The sequence below is a fragment of the Mesorhizobium sp. M6A.T.Ce.TU.002.03.1.1 genome (assembly GCF_003997275.1).
GTDB lineage: Bacteria > Pseudomonadota > Alphaproteobacteria > Rhizobiales > Rhizobiaceae > Mesorhizobium > Mesorhizobium mediterraneum.
In genome coordinates this window covers 1-25,023 of sequence record NZ_RZTI01000041.1, presented here as the reverse complement: position 1 = coordinate 25,023, position 25,023 = coordinate 1, and the positions used below count along the sequence as shown (strand labels likewise).

19 protein-coding genes are annotated in these 25,023 nt (G+C 61.4%); 11 read left to right on the top strand and 8 right to left on the bottom strand.

What is annotated here, in order from left to right; translation table 11 throughout:
- Positions 1-42 precede the first annotated feature (42 nt).
- A complete protein-coding gene (locus EOC93_RS14840; RefSeq protein WP_245330105.1) occupies positions 43-1,359 on the top strand; it encodes a sorbosone dehydrogenase family protein in 1,317 nt (438 codons plus the stop codon).
- A 50-nt stretch (positions 1,360-1,409) separates the two neighbouring features.
- Here the strand turns inward: EOC93_RS14840 and EOC93_RS14835 are convergent, their stop codons facing one another.
- The 3 genes from EOC93_RS14835 to EOC93_RS14825 form a co-directional block, all read right to left on the bottom strand.
- Positions 1,410-2,540, bottom strand: coding sequence for a GNAT family N-acetyltransferase (locus tag EOC93_RS14835; protein WP_095489084.1), 1,131 nt, complete (start codon positions 2,538-2,540; stop codon positions 1,410-1,412).
- Positions 2,537-3,532 (bottom strand): sterol desaturase family protein, encoded by a 996-nt coding sequence (locus EOC93_RS14830; RefSeq protein ID WP_095489083.1) that lies wholly within the window; start codon positions 3,530-3,532, stop codon positions 2,537-2,539. Before EOC93_RS14830 ends, EOC93_RS14835 begins: the two co-directional genes overlap by 4 nt.
- Before the next feature lie 238 nt (positions 3,533-3,770).
- Positions 3,771-5,678, bottom strand: coding sequence for a heparinase II/III-family protein (locus EOC93_RS14825; protein ID WP_095489082.1), 1,908 nt, complete (start codon positions 5,676-5,678; stop codon positions 3,771-3,773).
- Positions 5,679-5,795: 117 nt separating this feature from the next.
- Here EOC93_RS14825 and EOC93_RS14820 point away from each other — a divergent pair, with 117 nt between their 5' ends.
- Both EOC93_RS14820 and asnB read left to right on the top strand, forming a co-directional pair.
- A complete protein-coding gene (locus EOC93_RS14820; RefSeq protein WP_095489081.1) occupies positions 5,796-7,037 on the top strand; it encodes a cellulase family glycosylhydrolase in 1,242 nt (413 codons plus the stop codon).
- 122 nt (positions 7,038-7,159) lie between these two features.
- The gene (gene asnB / locus EOC93_RS14815) at positions 7,160-9,211 is read left to right on the top strand and encodes an asparagine synthase (glutamine-hydrolyzing) (RefSeq protein WP_245461463.1); all 2,052 of its coding nucleotides are present in this window, start codon (positions 7,160-7,162) and stop codon (positions 9,209-9,211) included.
- 101 nt (positions 9,212-9,312) lie between these two features.
- Here asnB and EOC93_RS14810 read toward each other — a convergent pair whose 3' ends face one another.
- Positions 9,313-10,431, bottom strand: a complete 1,119-nt coding sequence (locus tag EOC93_RS14810) for a glycosyltransferase family 4 protein (protein ID WP_095489080.1) — start codon at positions 10,429-10,431, stop codon at positions 9,313-9,315.
- A gap of 152 nt (positions 10,432-10,583) precedes the next feature.
- On the opposite strand from EOC93_RS14810, the gene EOC93_RS14805 reads away from it, so the two are divergent.
- A complete protein-coding gene (locus EOC93_RS14805) occupies positions 10,584-12,023 on the top strand; it encodes a polysaccharide biosynthesis C-terminal domain-containing protein (protein ID WP_095489079.1) in 1,440 nt (479 codons plus the stop codon).
- 105 nt (positions 12,024-12,128) lie between these two features.
- On the opposite strand, the gene EOC93_RS14800 is transcribed toward EOC93_RS14805, so the two are convergent.
- The 3 genes from EOC93_RS14800 to wecB form a co-directional block, all read right to left on the bottom strand.
- The gene (locus tag EOC93_RS14800) at positions 12,129-12,842 is read right to left on the bottom strand and encodes a WecB/TagA/CpsF family glycosyltransferase (protein WP_245461462.1); all 714 of its coding nucleotides are present in this window, start codon (positions 12,840-12,842) and stop codon (positions 12,129-12,131) included.
- Between the two features lie 86 nt (positions 12,843-12,928).
- On the bottom strand, positions 12,929-14,266 hold the full coding sequence (gene wecC, locus EOC93_RS14795; protein WP_127204975.1) for a UDP-N-acetyl-D-mannosamine dehydrogenase: 1,338 nt from the start codon (positions 14,264-14,266) through the stop codon (positions 12,929-12,931).
- Positions 14,259-15,413: a UDP-N-acetylglucosamine 2-epimerase (non-hydrolyzing) gene (wecB, locus tag EOC93_RS14790; protein ID WP_127204974.1), complete on the bottom strand. Its 1,155-nt coding sequence runs from the start codon at positions 15,411-15,413 to the stop codon at positions 14,259-14,261. Before wecB ends, wecC begins: the two co-directional genes overlap by 8 nt.
- 263 nt (positions 15,414-15,676) lie before the next feature.
- Between wecB and EOC93_RS14785 the strand changes: the two genes are divergently transcribed.
- Positions 15,677-17,056, top strand: a complete 1,380-nt coding sequence (locus EOC93_RS14785; RefSeq protein ID WP_127204973.1) for a hypothetical protein — start codon at positions 15,677-15,679, stop codon at positions 17,054-17,056.
- Positions 17,057-17,073: 17 nt separating this feature from the next.
- Here EOC93_RS14785 and EOC93_RS14780 read toward each other — a convergent pair whose 3' ends face one another.
- Positions 17,074-18,354, bottom strand: coding sequence for a VpsF family polysaccharide biosynthesis protein (locus tag EOC93_RS14780; protein WP_245330090.1), 1,281 nt, complete (start codon positions 18,352-18,354; stop codon positions 17,074-17,076).
- A 323-nt stretch (positions 18,355-18,677) separates the two neighbouring features.
- Here EOC93_RS14780 and EOC93_RS14775 point away from each other — a divergent pair, with 323 nt between their 5' ends.
- From EOC93_RS14775 to EOC93_RS14750, 6 genes are all read left to right on the top strand, one after another.
- Positions 18,678-20,123, top strand: coding sequence for a GumC family protein (locus tag EOC93_RS14775; RefSeq protein ID WP_245461461.1), 1,446 nt, complete (start codon positions 18,678-18,680; stop codon positions 20,121-20,123).
- Positions 20,124-20,131: 8 nt separating this feature from the next.
- Complete coding sequence (locus EOC93_RS14770; protein ID WP_127204971.1) at positions 20,132-21,238, top strand: glycosyltransferase; 1,107 nt, start codon at positions 20,132-20,134, stop codon at positions 21,236-21,238.
- A gap of 229 nt (positions 21,239-21,467) precedes the next feature.
- A complete protein-coding gene (uxuA, locus tag EOC93_RS14765) occupies positions 21,468-22,706 on the top strand; it encodes a mannonate dehydratase (protein WP_127204970.1) in 1,239 nt (412 codons plus the stop codon).
- Positions 22,707-22,961: 255 nt separating this feature from the next.
- The gene (locus EOC93_RS14760) at positions 22,962-23,939 is read left to right on the top strand and encodes a tripartite tricarboxylate transporter substrate-binding protein (protein WP_095489071.1); all 978 of its coding nucleotides are present in this window, start codon (positions 22,962-22,964) and stop codon (positions 23,937-23,939) included.
- A gap of 79 nt (positions 23,940-24,018) precedes the next feature.
- Positions 24,019-24,492, top strand: a complete 474-nt coding sequence (locus EOC93_RS14755; protein ID WP_095489070.1) for a tripartite tricarboxylate transporter TctB family protein — start codon at positions 24,019-24,021, stop codon at positions 24,490-24,492.
- A gap of 10 nt (positions 24,493-24,502) precedes the next feature.
- A partial coding sequence (locus tag EOC93_RS14750; protein ID WP_206532241.1) for a tripartite tricarboxylate transporter permease occupies positions 24,503-25,023 on the top strand: 521 nt, incomplete at its 3' end.

Here is a 25,023-nt window from a genome sequence, read left to right as displayed (position 1 = left end):
CTGATCGTTCTTTTCGTCGTCGCCGGCGGAGCGGTCTTCTTCCTGTCCCGCGAAGAGGCGACAGTTCCGATCGCAGAGGGCTATGGCCCCAACCCGACTCTGCCGGAGCCCAATCTGACCTGGCTGCCGACCGTCCATGTCGCCAAGGCCGCGCCGTGGCCGAAGGGCACGAAGCCGACAGCGGCCCAAGGATTTGCAGTCAACGAGTTTGCCGGCGGGCTCGACCATCCGCGCTGGCTGCACGTGCTGCCAAACGGCGACGTGCTGGTGGCGGAGAGCAATGCGCCGCCCAGGCCGGACGAGGGCTTTAACACACGCAGCTTACGCGGCTTCCTCATAGATAGCATACGCAGCATACGCCACTTCTTCACAGACCTCTTCCAGAGCCGGGCTGGCGCGGAAACGTCTAGCGCCAATCGCATCTCGCTGCTGCGCGATCAGGATGGCGACGGGGTGGCAGAAACCAAAACGGCCTTCCTCACTGGGCTGTTCTCGCCATTCGGCATGACCCTGCTCAATGGCAAGCTCTACGTCGCCAATGCCAATGCAATTGTGGCTTTTCCCTACCAGGAGGGCGCGACCGAGATCACCGCACCGGCGGAGAAGATCGTCGACCTGCCTGCGGGGAGGAACCACCACTGGACCAAGGACGTGACCGCCTCGCAGGACGGGACGAAGCTCTATGCAACGGTCGGATCCAATTCCAATGTCGGCGAGAACGGCTTGGAGGAAGAGGAGAGCCGCGCCGCCGTGCTGGAGATCGATCTCGCCTCGAAACAGACGCGTCTCTTCGCCTCCGGGCTGCGCAATCCCAACGGCCTGTCCTGGAATCCGGAAAGCGGCGAGCTTTGGGTCGTCGTCAACGAGCGCGACGAGATCGGTAGCGACCTCGTGCCGGACTACATGACCTCGGTGAAGGATGGCGGCTTCTACGGCTGGCCTTACAGCTACTACGGCCAGCATGTCGATGATCGCGTCGAGCCGCAGCGGCCCGACCTCGTCGCCAAGGCGATCAAGCCGGACTATGCGCTCGGGGCGCACACGGCTTCATTGGGACTGACCTTCAACACGGGCGACCTGTTCGGTCCTCAATACAGGAATGGCGCCTTCGTCGGGCAACACGGCTCGTGGAATCGCAAGCCGCGCAGCGGCTACAAGGTGATTTTCGTGCCGTTTACCGGTGGCAAGCCCTCTGGCCCGCCTCAAGACATCCTCACCGGCTTCCTGAGCCAGGACGACAAGGCTTTCGGCCGTCCTGTGGGGGTGGCGATAGACCGGCGCGGCGCCCTGCTTGTGGCGGATGATGTCGGCAATAAGGTCTGGCGGGTCGTTCCATCGCAGGCACAATCGGCACTTTGAGCGGTTCGTGCTGCCGGCGACCTGATGAGGCTGACGCAATCAAGCCGAAATCAAGGTGTCGGTACCACCCCGCGCCCGCGTACATGCCGGACCGTCTGACGCATACGATCGGCAAGAAAAGCGAGCTGGCCTTGCGCCGTGCGCGTCCCAAGAACGGATTGTAGGATAACACCCTGCGTTGCGAACTTGTTCTTGAACGACTCTGCGCCACAGAGGAAATCGACCATGCCCAAGCCATGATCGATCGACCACTGTATGTAGTCCATGATCAGGATTATGCCCGGCGACGCTCGGCTGAAATCCGGATCGAAGGTGGTCACAAACGCCATCATGACCTGGCGCTGGACGAAGTTGATGGAGACCGCGACCATCACGCCATCGCATTCGAGCACGAAAATGCGCAGCAAGCCGGCGCGCGCCAGCGCGTCGACGAGTGCGGCGAGCACTGGCGTTCCCTCCTCGAAAAGTTGGGATTCACGCGTGTGCTGCACCAGCCATCTGCGCTTCAGGGCAGCGAGCCGCTCCAATACCGGCTGCAGCGGCTCATCGGGCGCAAGCAAGCGAAATTTCACTTTCCCGGTTTCTTCCAATGCCTTGATGCCTCGCCGATAGTTCTGGCGTGTCTTTTTGGACTGGTCCTCGAACCATGCCGCTCCGCTCTTCCACGGTCCGGCGACGCGATAACTGACTTCCTCCCTGTGATTGGGGCGAAGCCTGATGCCGCGTGAGACATCCGGAGTAAAAATTTTGCGCGCCGCCGCACCCGGCAAAAGACGATTGAGAAAGGCAAGATCGAAGCCGCCGGCGTCACATATCTGGGCCCATACGCCCTGCAGGGCCGATAATGAGCATTCCGGAGCAATGAGAATATCCCCGTAATCGGTATAGCTGTTGGCCGCCCATTCAAGAAACCGCAGGCCTTTGCGCTTGCCGATCGCCAGGGGAACGATGGCAACGAGCCTGTCACCGTTCCAGACCAGGCCGATCCGCAGCGCGCGTTGGTCACGGTCCGCTACAGTATTCCACCATGCCGAAACCCAGGCATGACTCTGAAAGATCAGCGCATCGGTGCGATGCCAAAGATGCATCCAATCGGCTTCGACCGCAGCCAGGCGTTCCGCCGAACGGACAACTTCCAGGCGCTCTGCGCTCGAAGCGTCAATCGAAACAATGGTGTTCATGAAGGGGAACGATCCTGTGGCTGTGCGACGACATCGGGACGCCTGTGGAACAGTCGGACGACATGCCCTCCCATCTTCTTGAGAGGCAGGATGTAAAGCCCAAAGAGCGATTGATAGTCGCGCACATCGCGATCTATCAGGCCAAATTTGAGGTCTTCATCCGGATCCGGGACAAACTGCGTTCCGAAGAAGCGGTCCCAGAACGAAAAAAGCAGGCCAAAATTCTTGTCATAGTGGCGAGGGTCGATGCTGTGGTGCACCTGATGCCAGTGCGGGCACAAGATGATGTTGTTCAACGGGCCGAAGGAAATCTTGAAGTGTGTATGGCGAACAAAGTCCATCATCAGGATGTTGCGGATGACATAGACGTTGATGCCGAAGATAGCGATCTCCACCGGATCGAGCGCGATCAGGCTCCAGATGCCGAAGCAGATCCCCGGGATGACGCCATCCCACATACGATTCATCAGATCGTCCAGCGGATGAACCCGATCCTTGGTGATTCCCACCATCACTTCGGCCGAATGATGCACCTTGTGCAATTCCCACAGGAACGGGAAGTGGTGCTGGGCGACATGGTAGAGATAGTATGAGATATCGTAGGCGATCAGCATGGTTGCGGTGAAGATGACGATCGTCACCGGTCCGGCCGGGCCGCCGATGAGCGGCGCCTGGATGTCGAACAGCCAGCCGATTGCCTGGTGTGTCCCATAGCCAACTGCAGCAACGAAGGTGACGCCGGCAGGGATGAGCAGAAAAGGCATCATCAGCCGTTTCGTGACCCAAAATAGGACATCGGCTCGCGCCGACGGGTGTAGAATGACTTCCGCCGGGAACGCGAAATCGAAAAAGTCCCTGAAGGATTTATGCTCGACAGTTCGCCAGTAAGCGACCACCGCGCTCCCCAGTGCCGTGAGAAAAAGCAGGCCGAGCGTCAGCAGATTGAGGTTCGAAAGCTTTTCCACAACCACTCTGGCGAATTCAGAAAACATCGGTGCAGTGGCTCCTGGGCCGTGAGATGGCGATCCGGCGAATTGCGAAGCAAAAAGCTTGCCAAACCCACTGCATGTTGCCTGCAACCAGGCGGCTATTGCGGCTGCAACGAGCAAAGCATGCCGGATTTGCGCCAAACTAGCAGATCAACCGTAACAAAACGCTAAATGTCCGAACGTAATTAATCTCGAATACGGCCGGAACAACGGATAGGCCGTTCTGCTGCGGCGCCGGTCGCTATCTTTGCGACGGGGAGATTGGCGCGAGGTGGATCTTGATTCCGTCTTCGCCCACTTCGCCACGCCAGGCGATGCGTTCGGCTGGCTGCCTGGCGCCAAAACACGGTGAAACCCAGCCGCCCTGCCCCGGTGCGTCGCCGCCGGCGCGGATTTCGACCCCAGCGTCAGGAAACCGGATGGCCATCAGCGGCTCATCGCCACGCAATACCGTGACCGTGTTTGCTTGTTGGTTGGCACTGAGGCCGGCTGCAAGTTGGAAGACGACCTCGGCCACGCGCCTGCCGCCGAGCAGTTGGTCGGCCACGAGAATGCCGTCGGCCTGTTGCGTCACGGTGCGCTGGTGGACGACGCCGAAGCGGCTTTTATACCCGTCATGCCGGGCGCGCAGCTTCCAGTGGGTTCCCGGCTCGCTGTCCATCAATGTCGCAACCGCCTTGTGCGACCAGTTAAACTCCCCGGCGATAATGCTTTGGCTTTTGCCCTCGATATTCAGTGTGTTGTGCGCCGGTGTCGAGCGGAACCAGTCGCGCCAGACGCCCCCCGAGCCGTAGAGCCAGGTGCCGGGGTCGACCAGCACCGGCTCGCCATCGATGCACAAGGTGAGCGACAGCGCGTCGGCATGGCCGTGAGCCGCGATCGAGAGATAGCCGAGCGGGCCGTGGTCGAATGTCAGATCGATGCTGCGGCCATTCATCTCGCCGCGCCAGACGGAGAGCCCGCCTTGCGTGAACGTTTGCAGCCCGTGTGGAACCGGTGCCGGTTCGGACGGCGTGCCAAGGAAAAGCGCACGAAAATCGTCTGGCTTCGACGCGTCGCCCGGCATCCGCAGAAAACCATGGATGGCGGCGGCGACGGATTGGACATAGCCCGGCTCGTCCCCGAGCGTCAGCACGCGACCTTCGTCGTTGTCGCCAAAGCCGGCGGCTGGCGGGAGCCAGCCGACGAAATTGGCAAATGCGGCCAGACGCGCTTCGACGGGCGAGGGAAACGGCGCCCCGCCCTGGCGTGCCGCAGCGGCGCACAGCAAGATGAGTTCGGCCGTGAAGGCGGCGTAGGTCGGGGTCTGCTCGGCACCGGCGCCATCGGCGAGAATCTGCTTGCGCGTCTCGGCCAGGAGGGCTCCGCGTGCAGCGTCGGCCTCGGTCCCCAACGCCAGGCCGATCAGATACTCGCCAGCCAGTTCTGCGACGAGATGGTTGTTGGCGGAGGAAAACCGGGAGGGAAACCGCGGCAGCCAATAGGCGCTTGCCGCCAGGATTTCACCCACTTGCTGCCGTGTCGCCGCGCCCAGTCGGTCGCCGACGAGGTCCAGGGTGACAATCAGGCTGATGGCTCGCAGCGCGACTTCGATGCCGGAAGCCCAGCCACCCCCCCGAAACGGGGGGTTGGCTGAATGCCAACTGTCGATCGCCGCCTCGATGGCCATTCGGGACTCATCGTCGCCGGCGAGAAGCAGGTGGGCGGCAAGTGGCGGCAACTGCTGCAGCCGGTTGATCTCCCAAACATATTTCACATCGCCACGGCCGCCGCCGTCGCGAAAATCGATATCGAAAGTATGGCTTTCGGGACCCGGCCAAAGCCTGCCGGTTACCGGATCAAGGCGCCAAAGCTCGGGAGGAAACAGCCGATCGCGGTCGCGCGGCGGCCATGTCCGCCCGAGTGCGGAAAACTGGCCCTCAAGCGTTTTTTGCGCCGCCGCCGCTATGGCTTGCCGTTGTGCCGGCGTCGCAGCCAGCGCAGCTTCGCGCCACCCAAGCAGCACCGGATGCAACGGGGACGAAGCATAACGCTCCCAGCCGTCGTCGCGGCGGCGCGAAGCGATCCTTCGACGCTGCTCGCCCAGCCGGTGCAACACCTCGGCCGGCTCCATGCTGCGCAACCGGTTGATGTACCAGCCGATTCTCATACGCGCTCCGCCAAGGTTTCGATTCTTATATACCATGCTGTCGAAAAGCCGCGCGACGGCAATCCTCCTTTTCCGATCCTGCGGTTAATATCTCCGACCATGATACGGAGAGTGGCGATGAGAAGGATTGCGTGTGTTGCAGCGTGGGTGCTCGGCATGGCGATGGCCGCCAACGCTGCGCCGATCCCGCTCCAGCGCGGCGTTGGCGTGCATGGATGGCTCAACTGGTCGCCGATAGAGGATGATGGATCCTACCGTTGGCCGCCCTATCGCAGCGAGAAGGAGTGGCGCGCCGGAGATAGGCCGCTCGCCAACTGGCGTGATGGCGAGGCGTTTGCAAGCATTCGATCGATGGGTTTCGACTTCGTCCGGCTGAGTGTCGACCCCGGCCCTCTGCTTGCCAGCGAGGGCGCCAAACGGCAGCAGGCGCTGGACATACTTGCCGCCGCGGTCGAGCGGGTCACGTCGGCCGGCCTCAAGGTGGTTTTCGACCTGCACGGCGTCACCCAGGTTCCGGCCTACAGCATGGAGATGATCTATGACGGTGCCGACAGCGGGGGCGTTGCCAGCTATCGCGAAATGGTCGTGGCGGTCGCCACCATGCTGGTCAAAATCGGCACCGACAAGGTAGCCATCGAGCCTTATAACGAGCCGGCCTACTACCCCTGCGATTCGAGCGGGAGCGATGACTGGCAGCGGATCATGGCAGGCACCATCCGCGATATCCGCGCAGTCAGCAGCGAGCTCACCATCGTCGCAACGGGCGCCTGTGGCGGCAGCATTGCCGGACTGGTCAATCTCACCCCGGGCTTTGACGATCCGAACCTCTACTACAGCTTCCACATGTATGAGCCGCACAGCTTCACGCATCAGCGGTCCGACGGGACAAACACCTTCGCCTCGGGCCTTCCCTGGCCGGCCGACAGCAGCACGCCTGAAGTGGTGACCGAAACCCTTAAGGCGCAGATGGACGCTGCCGGCTTGAGCCCGGTCGAGCAGGTGATGAACATGGTCGCGGCGCGTGAAGCAATCGCCCGATATTTCGAGCAGAATTGGGGCCCAAGCCAACTCGAGGCGAGCTTCCGTCAGGCGGTCGACTGGGCCGAGGCCCATGGCATTCCAAGCCGACGGCTCTTCATGGGCGAGTTCGGCGTCATCCTCATGTCCGCGGACGGCCGCATGGGCGCGTTCGACGCTGACCGTCTGCGCTACCTCAAGGCGGTGCGCCAGCAGGCGGAACGCTTTGCGATCCCATGGTCTATCTGGGAATTCTCCAATCCCTATGGAATGACCGTCATCCGGCAGGAAGGGCCTGCGGTCCCGGACTCCGAGATGCTGCGGGCCCTGGGCCTGCCATAGCTGCCGTTACCCTCTTGGGGGTGAACCAGCCGGGCGGCAACGCCAACCCTCACCCCTGCCACACTGGATCGGGATCGGCCTGGCTTCGTTAAACCGTCTTGCCGCCTCCGGCCGCACCGCCGGTGGCACTTCATCCGGAACGGGCAGAGCTTCATCGAACCGATCAAGCTCAGCTGCACCAACTTGCGGCCTTTTTCCGCGCGATCCGGTTTGTCAGCAACCAAGTGTTTAATACATTCGTCGTAAATAGCGCCGCAAATACGCGCTCGCCCAAGGGAAAGAAAATGTGTGGAATTGGCGGCTGGGTAGGGCCGAGGGTTGAGAATCCACAAGATCGGGCCGCCAGAATGTCTAACGCATTGCGGCATCGTGGTCCCGATGCCGAAGGTACCGAGTTCTTGGACTTGAACACCGGCGAGAACCAATTGGCATTGGTGCATCGCCGCTTGGCGATTATTAACCTAAATGCCGATTCTAACCAGCCGATGCATGTCGACGACGGCCGCCTCAGAATTATTTTCAACGGCGAAATATACAACTATATCGAGCTGCGCCAGGAACTGATCGGCCTCGGTCATCATTTTCGAACACGCTCCGATACTGAGGTGCTGCTCAGAGCTTATGATCAGTGGCACTTGTCCATGTTTGACCGATTGAGCGGCATGTTCGCTTTCGCGCTCTGGGATGCTCAGAGGCAGGAATTGATCCTCGGCCGGGATCCCTTCGGCAAAAAGCCCCTTTACCTCATGCAAAGCGGAAAATTGCTGTCGTTTGCCTCAGAGATCAATGCGTTGTTGTCGTCGCAGCCAGATGCGCAGCAGCTCGATTTGGACGCTGTCCACGAGTATCTGCGCTGGCGTTATGTGCCTGGACCGCGCACGCTTTTCAAACAAATCCGCAAACTCAACCCCGGAAGCTATGCTGTTTGGTCGCAAGGGACAGTGACGGAAACGCGCTATTATACGCCTCCAGATCAAACCGATCTGACCGAGGATATCGACGAAGAAACCGCCAAGCGACGATTTCTGGAACTGCTCGACCATTCCGTCGAGATTAGAATGCGCAGCGATGCACCCTTTGGCGCCTTTCTCTCCGGAGGGCTCGACTCGTCGGCGATCGTTGCCCTGATGACCAAGCACAGCGACAAGCCCATTCGTACATTTTCGGTCGGTTTCAGCGAGCCGGCTTACAGTGAGTTCCCATTCGCCCGACGCGTCGCCGATCATTTCAAGACTGATCATTGCGAGCTGGTCATTGAAGCGGACGACCTGATCGACCACCTGCCCAAGTTGATTCGCCATTTGGGGGCGCCTGTTTCACAAAGTTCGGACATTCCAATTTACCTGATGTCGGAGCGGGCCTCGCAGGACGTCAAGATGGTGCTCACTGGGGAAGGGGCAGACGAGATTCTCGGCGGGTATCCCAAACATCGCGCAGAATCACTGGCTGGAATCTACCGGTCGCTGGTTCCAGCCTTGCTCCACAACAACCTCCTCGCCCCTTTGATACGCGCGATGCCTGGCGCAACGGCCAAGTTCGATACATTTGCCCGAAGCGCGGGTGAAAGGGACTTTGCCACCCGGATGATCTCCTGGTTTGGGGCCATGACAGCACGGGAACACCATCGCCTCATTGGTGCGCCGGCCAATTGCCGCAGTGGACGCAACAACTTCCCGTTCTCCTCAAGCGCGACGGCGTCCCACCTTCGCCGCGCGCTGTTTTTCGATCAGACATCGTGGTTGCCCGACAATCTCTTGGAACGAGGCGACCGGATGATGATGGCCGGTTCAATCGAAGGAAGAATGCCATTCCTCGATCGCAATCTGGTTGCGTTCGTCAGCACATTGCCCGATCGCTACAAGGTGGGTTGGCGGAAGGGTAAGCTGATCTTGCGCAACAGTATGGCCAACATGCTTCCTGAGGAAATTCTCAATCGCCGCAAGATCGGGTTCAAGGTGCCCGTCGCCGAATGGTTTCGCGGCTCGATGAGGAACTACGTGCACGACCATCTTTGCTCCTCGCAGTCCGTCATTCGCAGCTATTTGAGCGCAAAACACCTTGATCAAATTGTCTCGGAGCACACCAAGGGGGCCGCAGACCACGAAAAGCTGATATGGGCGCTGTTGAATTTGGAGATATTCCACCGCGAGTTCGCGCTTGGAGCGCCGCAGTGACGCCAATGGGATCGATGTCGCGCTCAACCCTCAGCAGCTCGTCATAAGGTCACCTTCCGCAAGCATGGCGCGCACGCTAAGCGTCCATGCATACGACAGCGTCAGTGCTTGACCGATTGAGCCTTTAACGCCACCGACCTCCAGACGTCGCAAATCGCGCCGACAAACGGTGCGAGATCAAGCCGTTCCCGATGCACGGCCATCGCGGCAGCACCAAGCCTGGCTCTCAATGCCGGATTTTCGACCAGCCGTGTCAGCGCATCGGTCAACGCCGCAACATCGCCGGGCGGCACCAGCAATCCGGATTGCTCGTTGGTGATGATATCCTCCACGGCGCCGACAGGCGTCGTCACCACTGCGAGGCCTGCGGCCATGCCTTCGATGACCGAGACCGGCAGGTTTTCGGCAAAGGAGGGCAGCACCAGAATGTCCGCCGAAGCGATCAGCGATGCGACCTCGTCAGGCCCGACCCAGCCAGGAAAGGTAACGCGCTCGGCAAGGCTCAGTTCGGCCGTTCTCATCCGCGCCGCCTCGACGTCGCCATCGCCGGCGATCGTGGCGCGCCAACCCTCGATCGGTTTCATCCGGTGCAGCGCATCGATCAATTGCGGCACGCCCTTGCGGTCGCCGATGCGACCAAGGAACAGGATATGCGCATCGCCGCCGCCGCCGACATGCGCCAAGGTGGGAACCGCGGTGGCATTGGGAACGATGACAATATTGCCGGCCGCCCCCGGTGCCCGGCTGGCGACGAAGTCGCGCCAAAGCCCGCCCAAGACGATCACCCGACCGGCATGCTCGAACAGAGCTTCGATGCGGCGGCTCATGAAACCACGATCGTCTTTCCAGAATGTCTCATACTGCGCCCCGTGCAAATGCAGGACATAAGGTATCGACAGCAGCCGTGCGCAGGCGGCGATCACCATCTTGCGATAGGTGCTGCCGGAGACTGATATATTGATGTGGATGACATCGGCACGCTTGGCCAAACGCGCCGCGAGCATCCGCAAGCAAAAGTCGAACATGTAGAAGATCGAAAGCCCGACATGCCCCGGGCCGCGGCTGGCAAGGAAGCGTACATCGATGTCGGCGATCTCCTGCCGCTCGAACTCGTGCTTCAGCGCCCCCATGATGCGGTCGATGCCTCCCTGCCCCGAAACGCCCGAGGGCGTTGCGACAAGGACATGCACTTTTCGATTGTGAACCAGACGCTGCAACATGACTCCATTTCGGAACTACAAAGCAAAGGTTTCAAACTAGGTTTACGACAAATCCGTTAGTTCAAACTGAATCTGTTCACCCTTTGCCGTCATCGCGCTGGATTTTCCGCCGGTCGACGGTTAATCGAGGGTGAATTTCCGGGGAAAACCCTTTGCTGCTCCGCTCCACGCTCATCTATGCCCCGGCGATCCTGCTGACGCGGATCTCCGCGCTGCTCCTGCTGGTCATCGTGACGCGGTTGATCGACCAGACCGAGTATGGCCTGCTGACCCTGGTGGTGACCGTCGGCGAAATGACCGACGTTGCCGTTACCAACTGGCTGCGCATAGCGTTGCTCAGGCTTGGCGGCAAAGGCGACATCAGCCGCGGCAGCCTGATGCTGGCCGGGCGGGTGTTGCTTGCCAGCACAGCGCTGGCGCTGATTATATCCGTGGTCGCCTCGGCAGTGGTCGTGCCGGAGCGCTGGGTCGAGTTCGCGATCGCCGTCTGCAGCTACCTGATTGCCGGTTCCATCGGCCGCTTCGCGTTGACGGTGCTGCAGATGCAGCAGCGTCATTCGGTCTATTCGATGCTTGAGTTCCTGCGCGCCGTGCTGCAACTCGCGCTGCCGATAGGCGCCGTCGTCCTGTTTCAGGATTCCTTTCTGACGGTATCGCTCGGCTCGAGCCTCGGCGTTTTAATCGCCGGCATCGTGGCGGGCATAATGGCATCGCGACGTGTCGTTGCCGGTCCGCCACGCTTCACCCAAAAGGAGTTCTTCGTCCTCGGTGTGCCCCTGGTCATCATGGCGCTGGTTGGCTTCGGCCTGCACAGCGCAGAGCGCGTATTCCTCAAGATCTATTACGATGCCGGCGCCGTGGCGATCTTCGCCGCGGCCTATGCACTGGCCCGTCAGCCGATCGACATGGTCGCCAACTCGATCAACATGGGCGCCTTTCCCGAGGTGGTCAGCCGGTTCGACGACGACGGGCCTGCGGCATCGGGCCGGCTGCTATCGCAATTGATGGCCTTGATGATCCGCCTTTGCCTGCCGGTCGCAGCGATGCTGGTCGCACTCAGCAGCGACATCACGCAGCTCCTGCTGCCCCCGCAATATCACGGCCGTTTCGGCCTGCTCTTTCCGATCATCGCCTTCAGCGTGCTGTGTGCCAACCTCGCGAGCTTCGTCTATGGCACAGTGGTGCACGCGCACAAGCGGCCGTGGCTGCTGATCATCGCCAATTCCTTCGGCTCGGTGGCGACAATCGCACTGTCTGTGCTGTTGATCCCGCCGATGGCGGAGGTCGGTGCTGCTTTGGCGCTGGCGGGCGGATCGCTGGTCGGCCTTGTTGCCTGCATCATCATCAGCGAACGGCTGACGCCGGTGCCGGTGCCATGGCGCGACATCGGCATTTCGATCGTCATCTCGCTCTGCACGGGGCTGGCCGCCAGCCTTGCCAGCGCTGTACTCGGCGATGCGCCGGCCATCTTCTCGCTCGCCGCGGGCGGCACCGCTGGCGCAGTGGTTTTCTTCGGGCTGACGTGGCTGTTTTATCCCGCCGCCGCAATGCTATTCGCAGCTAAGTTGCGGGCGCGGCTACGACTCGCATAAACCTGCGACGGCGCGCGTCGTATCGTAGTCCTGGAAAAGTGGTTCCGATTTCGGACCGGTGCTGTAGCCCAGGGCCGGTGCCCTATTTTTTGGGGTAACCGGTGCTTACAGATCGACCTTTCGGCGCCCCCGACGGTCCCAGAACTCCCGGCATAGCAGCCCCACGTAGGCAGTGTTGGTATCATAATAGCGGCGCCACAAGCGTCGCGGCTCCTGTGCCACGCGAAACAACCACTCGAGACCGGCCGCTTGAATCAGCTTCGGCGCCCGGGCGACCTTGCCGCCATAGACGTCGAAACTGCCGCCCACGCCCATGACGAAACTCGGAGTGAGTTCGTCTCGATGGCGTTTGAGAAAGCGCTCCTTGCGCGGCGTCGGCATGGCCACCAACAGGCAGTCGGCACCCGAGGCGTTGATCGCCTCGACGATGCCGGCCTCGTCTTCCGGTTTGAAATAGCCATTGCGAATACCGGCGACGACGAGGCTCGGATGATCCTTCGCAAGCCGCCTTTCAACCGCATCGAGAACGGATTGCTCGGCACCCAGGAGGAAGGGCCTGAAGCCGCGCTTGGCGCAGAGGCTCAACAGATTGATCATGATGTCGACGCCGGCTACCCGCTCCGGTAGCGCCACACCGCAAAGACGCGCGCCCCAAAGCACACCCTTGCCGTCGACGTTGATCACATCCGCCGTCGCAACATCCTCCCGCAGCTCGGTATTGTTGCGCATGCTGACAAGCTTGGCGACGTTCACGACCACATGATGCAGCGGCCGCCGCAGGGTCATCGCCTCATCGGCGATGGCCAGCGTCTCGGCCATGGTCAGCGCATGGATCGGGGCGCCGAGAAATTCCCGGCGACGCGACGCCAACAGGCGATGCTGCGCCCATCCTGGGTCGTGCGCGTTCATGCGGCCTCCTCTGCACCTGCGGGAAGTGCCAGATGCTCGATCGCTGATTTCTTGCCTTCGATGCGGGCGTCGGGCTTGCGTGCCTTGCGCCAGGTCCACAGACCCCGCGTGTCGATGAGCTTCTTGTCCTTGAGCGCTTCGGGATCAACCAGATTGAACTGCCGATGGTCGACCAGCAGGACGACGATATCGCACTGGTCGATGGCGGAAAGCGCATCGGTGAAGACGATGCCCTTGCCCTCGAGCTCATGCGGCAGCCTATGTGTGTTGGGCTCAGCCGCGATGATCTTCAGGTTGGGAATATCTGACAAAAGCTTCACCACCTCGACAGCCGGGCTCTCGCGCATGTCGTCGATATTGGCCTTGAAGCTGAGGCCAAGACAGGCGATCGTCTGCTTGCGGGACGGGTCGAGCAGGGCTTCGATATCCCTGACCACCGACAAGGGACGCTCGGAATTGATCCGGCGTGCCGAAGCCATCAGCCGCGTGCTGTTAGGCGCGGCGTCGATGATGAAATACGGATCGACCGCAATGCAGTGGCCACCAACGCCCGGGCTCGGCTGGAGGATGTTCACGCGGGGATGCCGGTTGGCGAGATCGATCACCTCCCAGACGTTGAGCGATAGATCCTGGCACACCGCCGCAAGCTCGTTGGCAAAGGCGATATTGACGTCGCGGAACGCGTTCTCGGTCAGCTTCACCAGTTCCGCGCTTTCGGCCTTGGTCGTGAACAGGTCGCCGGCAACAAAGGTTGAATAGAGTGCCGCAGTCCGTTCCGACGACTTGCGCGACAGTCCTCCGATCGAGCGATCGTTGTTGATCAGCTCGGTAAGGACCTTTCCCGGCAACACGCGCTCGGGCGAATAGGCGACCAGGACATCGGCCTCTTCGCCATGCACGAGAGGAAATTTGAGATCGGGCCGCAGCTCGGAAAGCAGTGCCGTCATGATGCGCGTCGTGCCGACCGGCGATGTCGATTCCAGCACCACAAGGTCTCCCCGCTTCAGCACGGAGGCGATGCTTCGTGCTGCCGCGAGCACATAGCTCACATCCGGCTTGTGGTCCTCGGTCATCGGGGTCGGCACGGCGATGATAAAGGCGTCCGCCGGCTGCGGCGTGCTAAAAGCCCTGAGCTTGCCGTTGGCCACAACCTTCTGGATCAAACCATCAAGGTCCGGCTCGACGATGTGGATTTCGCCGCGATTGACCTTCTCGACCACGGACTCGTTGACGTCGACGCCAATGACGTCGAGCCCACGACTGGCGAAAATGGCACAGGTCGGCAGGCCGATATAGCCCATGCCGATAACGGAAACGGTCTTGATCTCAGCCATGATGCAGCAGTTCCTCAACGATCCGGTTACTGGCTCGGCCATCGCCATATGGGTTGTGTCGTTCCGCCATGCCGCGATAGGCGGCCTGATCGTCGAGCAGGCTGTTGGCATTGGACAGGATTTTTTCGATATCGGTGCCGACGAGACGGGCGGTACCTGCGGCGATCCCCTCGGGTCGCTCGGTATTCTCACGCATCACCAGCACCGGCTTGCCGAGCGAAGGCGCTTCTTCCTGCACGCCGCCGCTATCGGTCAGCACCAGATAGCTCTGCTTCTGGAGGAACAGGAACGGCAGATAATCCTGCGGATCGACCAGATGGATGTTCGGCACGCCCCCTAGTTCTGCATTGACCACCGAGCGCACATTGGGATTGGGATGGACAGGATAGACGATCTGCACGTCCTCGCGCACCGCCAATCGCTTCAGCGCCGCACAGATACGGTGGATACCGCCGTCGAAATTCTCACGGCGATGACCGGTGACGAGGATCATTTTCTTGGTGGGATCGAGGAAGGGAAAATGAGTGGCGAGCTTCGCGCTCATCAACTTGTCGGCGTCGATCGCGCCGGAAAAATGCAACAGCGTGTCGATCACCGTATTCCCGGTCACGAAGATGGTGCTAGCGTCCTTTCCTTCGGCGATGAGATTGTCGCGCGCCTGGATGGTCGGCGCGAAATGCCACGTCGCGATGTCGCCGGCGATCTTGCGGTTCAGCTCCTCCGGAAAGGGAGAGTTGATATCGTGGCTGCGCAATCCTGCCTCGATATGGGCGACCGGGATGCGCTTGTAGAAGGCAGCCAGAGCCGCAGTCATCGCCGTGGTCGTGTCGCCTTGCACCAGGACGATATCGGGCTTCGCCTTCTCCAGCACTTCGGCCATGCCCAGCAGCACGCGCGAGGTCACGTCGAACAATGTCTGGCCGGGCTGCATGATGTTGAGATCGTGATGCACCGGCAGGCCAGTCAGTTCGATGACCTGGTCGACCATCTCGCGATGTTGGCCGGTGATGCACGTCTCGGTAATAAAACCTGGATGGGCAAGCGCGGCACGCACCACCGGAAAGCATTTGAGCGCCTCCGGCCTCGTGCCGAACACGATCAGCAGTTTTTGCCTGGACGGCAGTTTTGGATGTGAAAGGACGTTCATTGCTGATCCTGGTCGCCAGAAGGCGTCGCGACCTGCTGATTATTCGCCACAAGAGCTATAATAGCGGCAGAAGCCGCCTTCGTGACCTTAAATCTTAATATATGATTAACAGCCAAGCCCGCGTTCTCCCCGGTAACTCTTATGAAAGCCTAACCCGATAGGTACCCTGGCAGAGTAGTCTTGAAAAAGAACATATTCGATTGACTAATATTTTAATTATCGGCCACATCGTTGGATCTCGGCGCTGGGAAAATGAGCTTCTGGTGCGGTTGAATGCAGCTGGTCACGTGGTTTCGAGCTGCCGCGCGCCGACGCCTGCGCCGATCGCTCGCGGACTGGACAGTGTGCTGGCGATCGAGAGCCGGCGCTTCGGACCCTCGTTGGCAAGCCCCTCCGACCCGTTGCCGTCTGGCGGTTCCGGTCCAGCCGACCTCGTGATCGATCTCACCGGCACTGCCGCACGACTCGGCACGCCGGTTCTGACGCTCGAGTTTTGCGGCCACAGCATCTTCCCCGCTGGTATGACCGAAATGCTGGCAAGCGGGCGATTGCCCGAACTTGCCGTTCGCCTCGATGGCGTCACAGTCGCCCGGGGGCGACCAATGCTCAGCGACCGTCTCTGGCTGTCTCGCAGCTGCAACGATCTGCTGGCTGGGGCCATCTCGTTGGTTGCGCTAAGCGCCGCCCGTTTTTCCGCGGGCGAACTTGTGCCAATCGCCGATAGCCCGGCGCCGATCCTGAGGAATGGCGGTTTTGTCCGGCACTATCTGCCCTTTTTCTGCAGGGGGTTGATCGATCGCGCCGTGCAAAAACTGAGACTTGGACGGCGCCCCTTCTATTGGCAGGTTGCCTATCGGCTGATCGACGGGCCAGGTGTCGCCGAAACCGGGCAACTCGACGGTACGCCGTTCACCGTCCTCCCGGACGACGGCCAGCGATTCTACGCCGATCCATTCGTCATCGAGCGGGATGGCCGCCACTATCTGTTTGTCGAGGAATTTCCCTATGCCACCGGTCGCGGCGTGATTTCTGTCGCCGAGCTCGGTGACGACGGCACCTTCGGTGTGCCGAGGGTTGTGTTGGAGGAAGCGCACCATCTGTCGTATCCGCAGGTGTTCGCTCACGCCGGCGAGATTTTCATGATCCCTGAAAGTGGAGCGGCGCGCGAGCTCGTGCTCTACCGTGCCGCGCAGTTTCCAGATCGCTGGGTACGCGACACCGTGCTGATGACGGACAAGGATTTCAATGACGCCACGCTGCTCGAATCGGATGGGCGCTTCTGGCTGTTCGGGACGGAGCGGTTCGGTTATGGCAGCGCGTCGGATACGATGACGGTCTATTCCGCGCGCTCGCTGCGCGGGCCGTGGATTGGACATGCGCTCAACCCCGTCGCCGTCGATCACTCGGCCGCTCGACCCGGTGGCGCCTTTATCCGCTGGGGTGACGCCCCGGTGCTGCCGGTACAAAACGGGTCGAGAGCCTATGGCGGCGGCCTGGGGTTGATGCGGCTGGATCGGCTTGACGATTTCGATGTCCGTTTTGCGCCGCCCCACCCGATCGGCCCGGGGCCGGCATGGGCCCGCGCCGGCATTCACACGCTTAACCGCGCCGGCAATGTCGAGGTTGTGGATAGCGCCGGCTGACGCGTCTGGAGCCTGCCTTATCCAAGCCGATCCAGTTTCGGCTCGGATGCAACAGCGGTCGAAGATGTGCTCTTAGGCTGATTTCTATACGGCACGTTTCTATAGGCGAGCAGCAACACCACGATAGTCGTGATATCCGGCGCTTTTGACGAGAGCGCGTTGTTCGACAGCGCAGCAAGCAGGAACGTCATGGTGCCGATCCATGCCGGCAGCGGCGCCGCGCGCAGCAGCCGAAAAATGAACCAGAATACCAGCACGATAAAGAGCACGGCTATCGGCAAGCCGAAGAGCATGATGATGACCACCGGCGCGCTCTCGATATAGGGCAGATGCAGCTTCTCGTTGACGATCGCCAGGAGGGCGTCGACGTTCATGCCAAACAGGATGTCTTTCCAGCTAACAAGTCCGAATATCTGGTAGATCGTCACCCGCGCCATGAAATTCTCGTCAAAGATCGTGTTGCCGAATCGATTCAGCAGCCCGCCCGAAAACAGTATGGCCACCAGCGCTGCGCCGCCCGCCAGGGCGAACAGCAGCACGACGGACTTGGCCTGCCGCTGGTGCTTTAGCGTCAGGCGCGGCCAAGGCACGAACATCAGCAGAATGAGGGTTTCTCCGGCAGCGAGCATCAGGGCGGCGCGGGCGCCTGACGCAGCACAACCGACGAGCAACACGAGAATCGATGCCACCCGCACCCATATGCGCCAGCGCGTCAGCGGTACGAATCCGATGGCTGTGGCGCAGAGCGCGCCTAGTGCCAGCGGGTGCGCCGATAGGCCGATTGGCCTGAATTGCAGTTCGTTGAGACCGTAAGGCATAAATCGATGTTGAGTCACCGCTTCGATCGTGCCGAGCACAGCGCTGAGGATCACCATTCCAAGCACGACGTCGCCCAACGCCCGCCGCACTTCCGCGTTCAAGGCCAGCATCAACAGGCCCGCGGCGCCCGCCACGAGATAAGTATCGATGATGAACCCGGAGGAGCCCGCACGGCCGGTGATGAACAGATACGGCACCAGCGCGAACATCAGCGCAGAATAGAGCATTAAAGCCTTGAATATTCCAATTTCGTCACCCTGCAGCAGGAACGGTCGGCTGAAAAGAACGATAGGAAGCAGCAGAAAGATAGCATAGGTGCCGAAATGCAGTTTCTCGTAGAATGAGCCACCGTCGGCCGTATAGTCGACGACCATGTTCATAATCTGCGGTGACACCGTGAGGCGGAGCAGGAACGCAAACGCCGCGCATAGGAAGAACAGAACCGACAGCGCGTTCTGACGGCGCGCCTGGCTGGACATCAATCGTTCCGAAGCGGCAGCGGGATAGCTCATGTCCCATCCAAGTGGCGGTATTCAAACGGCATTCTGACCAACGAGATCCATTCAAGGGATCGCCGAACGGCCGCGGCGCGTGAATAGGCAAAATATGCCAACTTGGAAAATGAGATGTTAACGATCTTTCTGTAGTGCTGGCCGCATAGCGAATAACCAGAGTTAGCACCATGTCCGCCGCTTCCGACACACCCCTTCCCTCTGTGGCGGATTCCGACATCAGCGCACTTGAGCGGATCGCCAATGCGCGCCGCGCCAGCAGGGCAAGGCTGCAACAGGATGCCCCAGTCATGGCACGCACCTCCGTCCCTGTCACTCCGCACACGCCCGAGCCTGTCCCGACGGTGACGCTTGACAAGATCGGCGATTTCCTTGAGCTCGATTTTCGACGCCTGTTTGTCTGGCTGCGTGCCGGGCTCGCCGTGGCCTGCGTGCTGGCAGTGGCCGGCGGCGTCATCGGCGCCGCCTATGGGCTGCTGAGCAAACAGCGTTATACCGTTGCAACGGAAATCCTCATCAATCCTGCCAATTTGCAGGTTGTGGAAAACGACCTCTACTCGCAACCGGGCCAGGTCGATAGCCAAATTCTCAACGCGCGCAGCAAGCAGCGCATCTTGACCTCGGGCAACGTGCTTGCACGTGTGGTGGACGAACTCGGTCTAGCCAACGATCCGGAGTTTTTCGACCCGGACCAGAGTGCCTCCACGTCTGGTGTTGGAGCGAGTGGCGGCAAGTCCGATCCGAAGCTTGTCGCCCAGAAGAGCCTGGCGGAGCGGGTCGATGTCACTGCAGATGAAACGTCGTTCGTCACGACCCTCTCGGTATCGGCGGAAACCACCGGCAAGGCGATCCTGATCTCGCAAGCCATAGTGAAGGCTTTCCAGGAAGAACTGGCCAAGGCCGAAGCTGCTGGTGCCAACCGTGCCGCAGCTGCTCTTGACGGCCGGCTCGGCCAACTCAAGCGCGACGTGCAAGCGGCCGAAGAGAAGGTCGAGAGCTACAGGCGCAGCCACAACCTGTCCTCCAGCAATGGCCAGCTTGTCAGTTCGCAGACGATGACGCAGCTCAATAGCGAAATTGGAGAGGCGCAATCGCGCGTGATCGCTGCGCAGGCAAGTTACGACGCCTTGGTTGCGTCCGGTGTCGATGGAGCCAACCCTGACCCGGCGGATTCGGCAGCACTCGCAGCACTGCGCGACAAGGCAAACGGCCTGCTGCAGCAAATCGATTCACAGTCCATGACCTTTGGTCCGCGCCACCCGACGATTGTCAGGCTCAGGACAGAATTCGAAACCGTCAGTTCTCAACTCAGGGCGGAGTTCTCCCGCACGGTCGGCACGGCAAAAGCCAGTCTGGATAAGGCCAACGCCTCATTGGCTTCCCTCAGCGCCAAGATGAACGATCTGAAGAGCAATGTTTTCACCGACAGCGAGTCCCAGGTCGCCCTACGTGAGCTTGAACGGGACGCCGCCTCAAGGAGGACGATCTATGAAAGCTTCCTGTCTCGCGCGCGCCAAATCACCGAGCGCGAGCAGATCGACACCACGAACGTGCAGGTGATTTCCACCGCAGTGCCGCCAAACGGGCGCTCGTGGCCGCCCCGCACCCCCCTGATGGCAGGCCTGGGAGCTTTCGCTGGCTTTGCTCTAGGCATGCTGCTCGCCTTAGCCATGGGCATCGTGCGCGACATGCGCCAGCCGCCGAACCGACCAGGCATTGGCGTCAGCCAAGCCTGAATCCAGGCATGGCGAAGCGCATTGTTTTTCACATTGCCAGTCTCAGGGGCGGCGGCGCCGAGCGTGTCTTCGTCCTCATGGCAAACGAATTGGCGTCGCGTGGGCACGATGTCACACTCTTTACCTGGAACGCGGAAGGACCTAACGCCGCGCTGCGCTCCCCTGCTGTTCATCTGGTCGATTTCGACCTTCCTATCCGGGGCGAGGGCTACGGCAAGTGGGAGACGCTGAAAGGTATCGTGCGAAGCGCACGTTTGTTCAACCGCCTTGGTCCCCATGCGGTCTATAGCGCCCCGGAATTTGCCAATCTGGTCGTGACGCTGGCGCTTCTCCTGGCGCGAAGCCGAGCGAGGTTCTTTCCGAGCTTCCACGCGGCAGCCTCACTGCCTTCCGGCAGCCTCGGCGCGAGAATAGCGGTCTGGCTTTCCGCGCTGGTTGCAGCGCGCGCAACCAAAGCCATCGCCGTCTCAGTGGGCGTCGGCCGCGATATTGCGGCCCGCGGCTTCCCCAAATCCAAGGTTGTCGTCATCAACAACCCGCTGCCGCCGGCTGCGGCGCTCCAAGGAGATTCCTATGCCTGGCAGGCAAGGTTGGCGGCGATCGGCGATGGCCCCGTCATCGCCACCGCTGGGCGACTGGTGCCGGTCAAGGATCATCGGACTTTGCTGCGGGCCTTCGCTATCCTGCGCGCCGACCGCCGCGTTCGACTTGCCATCTTCGGTGAAGGTCCACTGGCCGACGAGTTGCGCGCTTATGCCCAAGAACTCGGCATAGGCGCGGATGTGCTCTTTGCTGGCTACGTCAATGATCCCGCGGCCTGTTATGCCGCAGCCGATCTGTTCGTTCTTTCCTCGACGAGCGAGGGCTTTGGCAATGTGCTGGTCGAGGCCATGGCTGCAGGTGTCCCCGTAGTCTCCACGGATGCGCCGCATGGCCCGCGCGAGATTCTGGATGACGGGCGTTTCGGCGCCTTGGTGCCGGTCGGCGATGCCGCGGCGCTGGCTAAGGCGATGGCCGAAATGCTGGACCACCCCACTTCTGCTGCCCTCCTGAAGAGCAGGGCAGCGGATTTCGAAGTTGAAAAGATCGGCGATCTATACGAAGCGCTGCTCTAGCCAGGAATTTCGCTGACGCTCTTTGATGCAGGTCAATGCCGGCATCGCCATTCGTGTCGACCGGTCAGCATCGGTGCATCGCCGTTGGCCGGCACAGGCCCGAGCAGGAAGGGTGTCAGACGCATCGGAATCTGATAACAGCCGATGAAAGAGGAGCAGCGGATCGGTCACCGCGACGGGAAACGCGGTCGCTAGCCGCATGGCGATTCTTTTCTAACGGAGTATTCGAATGAGACATGTGTGGCGTTGGTTCGGCCCAGTCGACAAGGTGACGATCGCGGACGCGCGTCAGGCTGGTGCGCAAGGCATCGTCTCAGCCCTTCACCACGTTCCTTACGGCGCCGTCTGGCTGCCCGCCGAAATCCAAAACCGCCAGCGCGAAGTCGCATCTTTGCCGGATGGAAGCGCAAGCGATCTGAACTGGGAGATCGTCGAGAGCCTGCCGGTTTCCGAAGCGATCAAGACGCAGGTCGGCGAGTGGCGCAGCCATATAGCCAACTACAGGACATCGCTGGAAAACTTGGCGCAGGCCGGCATTTCGGTCATCTGCTACAATTTCATGCCCGTGCTCGACTGGACCCGCACCGACCTCACCTGGCGCCTGCCGCATGGCGGCACCACCATGCGCTTCAATCTGGTCGACTTCGCCGCATTCGACATCCATATCCTGAAACGCCAAGGGGCGCTCGGCGATTACACGCCGGAGATCGCCTCCGAGGCGGAGCGGCGACACGCGCAGATGGATGATTTTGCACGCAAGGTTCTGGCAAGAAGCGTCAATTCCGGTCTGCCCGGCTCGACCGAAGGCACGTCTCTCGACGGTCTCGCGGCTCAACTGTCAAATTATGACCGCATCGACGCAACAACCCTGCGCCGGCATTTCGTCGATTTCCTGTCGGAGGTCGTGCCTATGGCCGAACGCCTCGGCCTGCGTCTCTGCTGCCACCCTGATGATCCGCCGTTTCCGCTGCTGGGCCTGCCGCGCGTCATGTCGACCGAGGCCGACTATCGGTACATTCTGGACGCAGTCGACAGCCCGGCCAACGGGGCGACACTGTGCACGGGATCGCTCGGTGCAAGACCGGATAATGATCTGCCCGGCATGATCGAGCGGATTGGGCCAAAAATCCACTTCGCGCATCTGCGCAATGTGCGCAAGGAAGCGGCCGGCATCCCCTGCTCGTTCCACGAGGACGAGCATCTTGCCGGCGACACCGACATGGTGGCGGTGGTGGCGGCGCTATTCCACGAGGAAGCGCGGCGCAAGAAGGAAGGGCGCCCGGACGCAGTCATCCCGATGCGCCCCGACCATGGCCAGGATATCCTCGACGACCTGACGCGTGGGGCCCAGCCCGGCTACCCGGCCATCGGTCGGCTCAAAGGATTGGCCGAACTCCGCGGCGTCGAACATGCCATTCGCAAGTCGACGTCAGGCGAGCGGATCTCCACTCCCACTCCCGCCTGGTGAGTGCGGAGAGAGCACTAGAATAGACCGGGAGGAAAGGGCACAGAGAGCGTCCGCGCCCGGTATTCGCTATGCGCGGAGACATCAGACTTCGACCATTGGACATCCCGCAACGCGCCTCCGACTGTGCATAATCGCAGTTTGCGGTTTGACCCCGATTGCAATCCGCTAGCCTGCGCTAGTTATTGCTCCATCCACGCCGTGTTGAGAGGAACTCTAGGCAGCGGTGGGGAATTCATATCCTGGGAGGAAATCACGATGAGAAAGTTCGCCGCCGCTCTGGCCGCAGCCGCAGCCGTCACGCTCTATCCGTTCGCCGCGGGCGCGCAAACCTATCCCGAACGCACCATCACCGTTGTGGTGCCGTTTTCGGCCGGCGGCCCGACCGACACGGTCACGCGTCTCGTCGCGGAAGCCATGTCTAAGGATCTCGGCCAGCAGATCATCGTCGAGAATGTCGGCGGTGCCGGCGGCACGCTGGGCGCCGGCCGCGTCGCGCAAGCCGATCCCGACGGCTATACGCTGCTCCTCCATCACATCGGCATGGCGACAAGCGCGACGCTATACCGAAAACTCGCATACGACACGCTGAACGGCTTCGAATATGTCGGCCTCGTCACCGATGTGCCGATGACCATCGTCGGCCGCAAGGACCTCGAGCCGACCGATCTGAAGGGGCTGGTCGACTACGCCAAGGCCAACAAGGATACCGTCACCGTCGCCAATGCCGGCATAGGCGCGGCCTCGCATCTGTGCGGCATGCTGTTCATGAGCGCGATCGGCACACCGCTGGTCACCGTGCCCTACAAGGGCACGGGCCCGGCCATGACCGATCTTCTCGGCGGCCAGGTCGACATCATGTGCGACCAGACAACCAATACCACCAAGCAGATCCAGGGCGGCACGATCAAGGCCTACGCCGTCACCTCGTCTGAACGCCTCGATGTGCTGCCCGATCTGCCGACGACGACGGAAGCCGGTCTCCCGGAGGTGCAGGTAGGTATCTGGCACGGCCTCTACGCGCCCAAGGGCACGCCGGCCGAGGTCACTGAGCGCCTGTCGAAATCGCTTCAGGTCGCGCTGAAGGACCCGAACGTCGTCGCCCGCTTCGCCGAGCTCGGCACCAAGCCGTCGTCCGACGCAGATGCGACGCCGGCCGCGCTGAAGGCCAAGCTGGAAAGCGAGATCGCGCGCTGGAAGCCGATCATCGAAGCCGCCGGCCAGTACGCCGACTAAGGTTTTGAACGGGGCGCCACCAGCGCCCCGTTTTTCACACCGGCATCAGCGTGCCCCGCGGCGGGCCTGGGAGGACGTCATGAAACCTTTCACGATCGACACGACCAACGGCATATGCGCCGCGCTGTTCATCTTTCTTGGCGGATTTTTCGCTCTGCAGTCGCTCGGCCTCGAAATCGGCACTGCCTTCCGCATGGGACCGGGCTATTTCCCCCTGGTCCTGGCGATCGTGCTGATCCTGCTTGGCGCCGTCATCCTCGTCGAAGCGGTGCGCTTCGAGAGCGAGCCGATCGGGCATATAGCCTGGCGCGGCATGCTGTTCATCCTCCCTGCCCCGATCTTCTTCGGCCTGACCGTGCGCGGCCTCGGCTTCATCCCCTCGATCTTCCTGACGGCGCTGATCGCATCCTTTGCCAGCGGCCGCATGAGGCCGCTGACCGCGCTCGTGCTCTCCGCTTGCCTGACGCTGTTTGCGTTCCTCGTCTTCAGCTATGCGCTCGGCCTGCCGTTCCGGCGCTTCGGCCCGTGGCTGCCTCCATGGCTGGTATGGTGAGAGGATGAACATGGAACTCCTCGACAACCTCGCGCTCGGCTTTTCGACGGCCACGTCGCTGGCAAACCTCGGTTTCTGCCTGATCGGCGTCCTTCTCGGCACGCTGATCGGCGTCCTGCCCGGTATCGGCGCCACCGCGACCATCGCCATGCTGTTGCCGATCACCTTCCAGATCGGCGACCCGGTTTCCTCCCTGATCATGCTCGCCGGCATCTATTACGGCGCGCAATATGGCGGATCGACCACCGCCATCCTCATCAACATGCCCGGCGAATCCTCGTCAGCCGTCACCGCGATCGACGGCTACCAGATGGCCAGGAACGGCCGCGCCGGGGCGGCACTCGCGATCGCGGCGATAGGCTCGTTCTTTGCCGGCACCGTGTCGACGTTCCTCGTCGCCATCTTCGCTCCGCCGCTGACGGCGATCGCGCTGCAATTCGGCGCGGCCGAGTATTTTTCGCTGATGATCGTCGGTCTCGTCTCGTCCGTCGCGCTCGCCCACGGCTCGATTGTCAAGGCGCTGGCGATGGT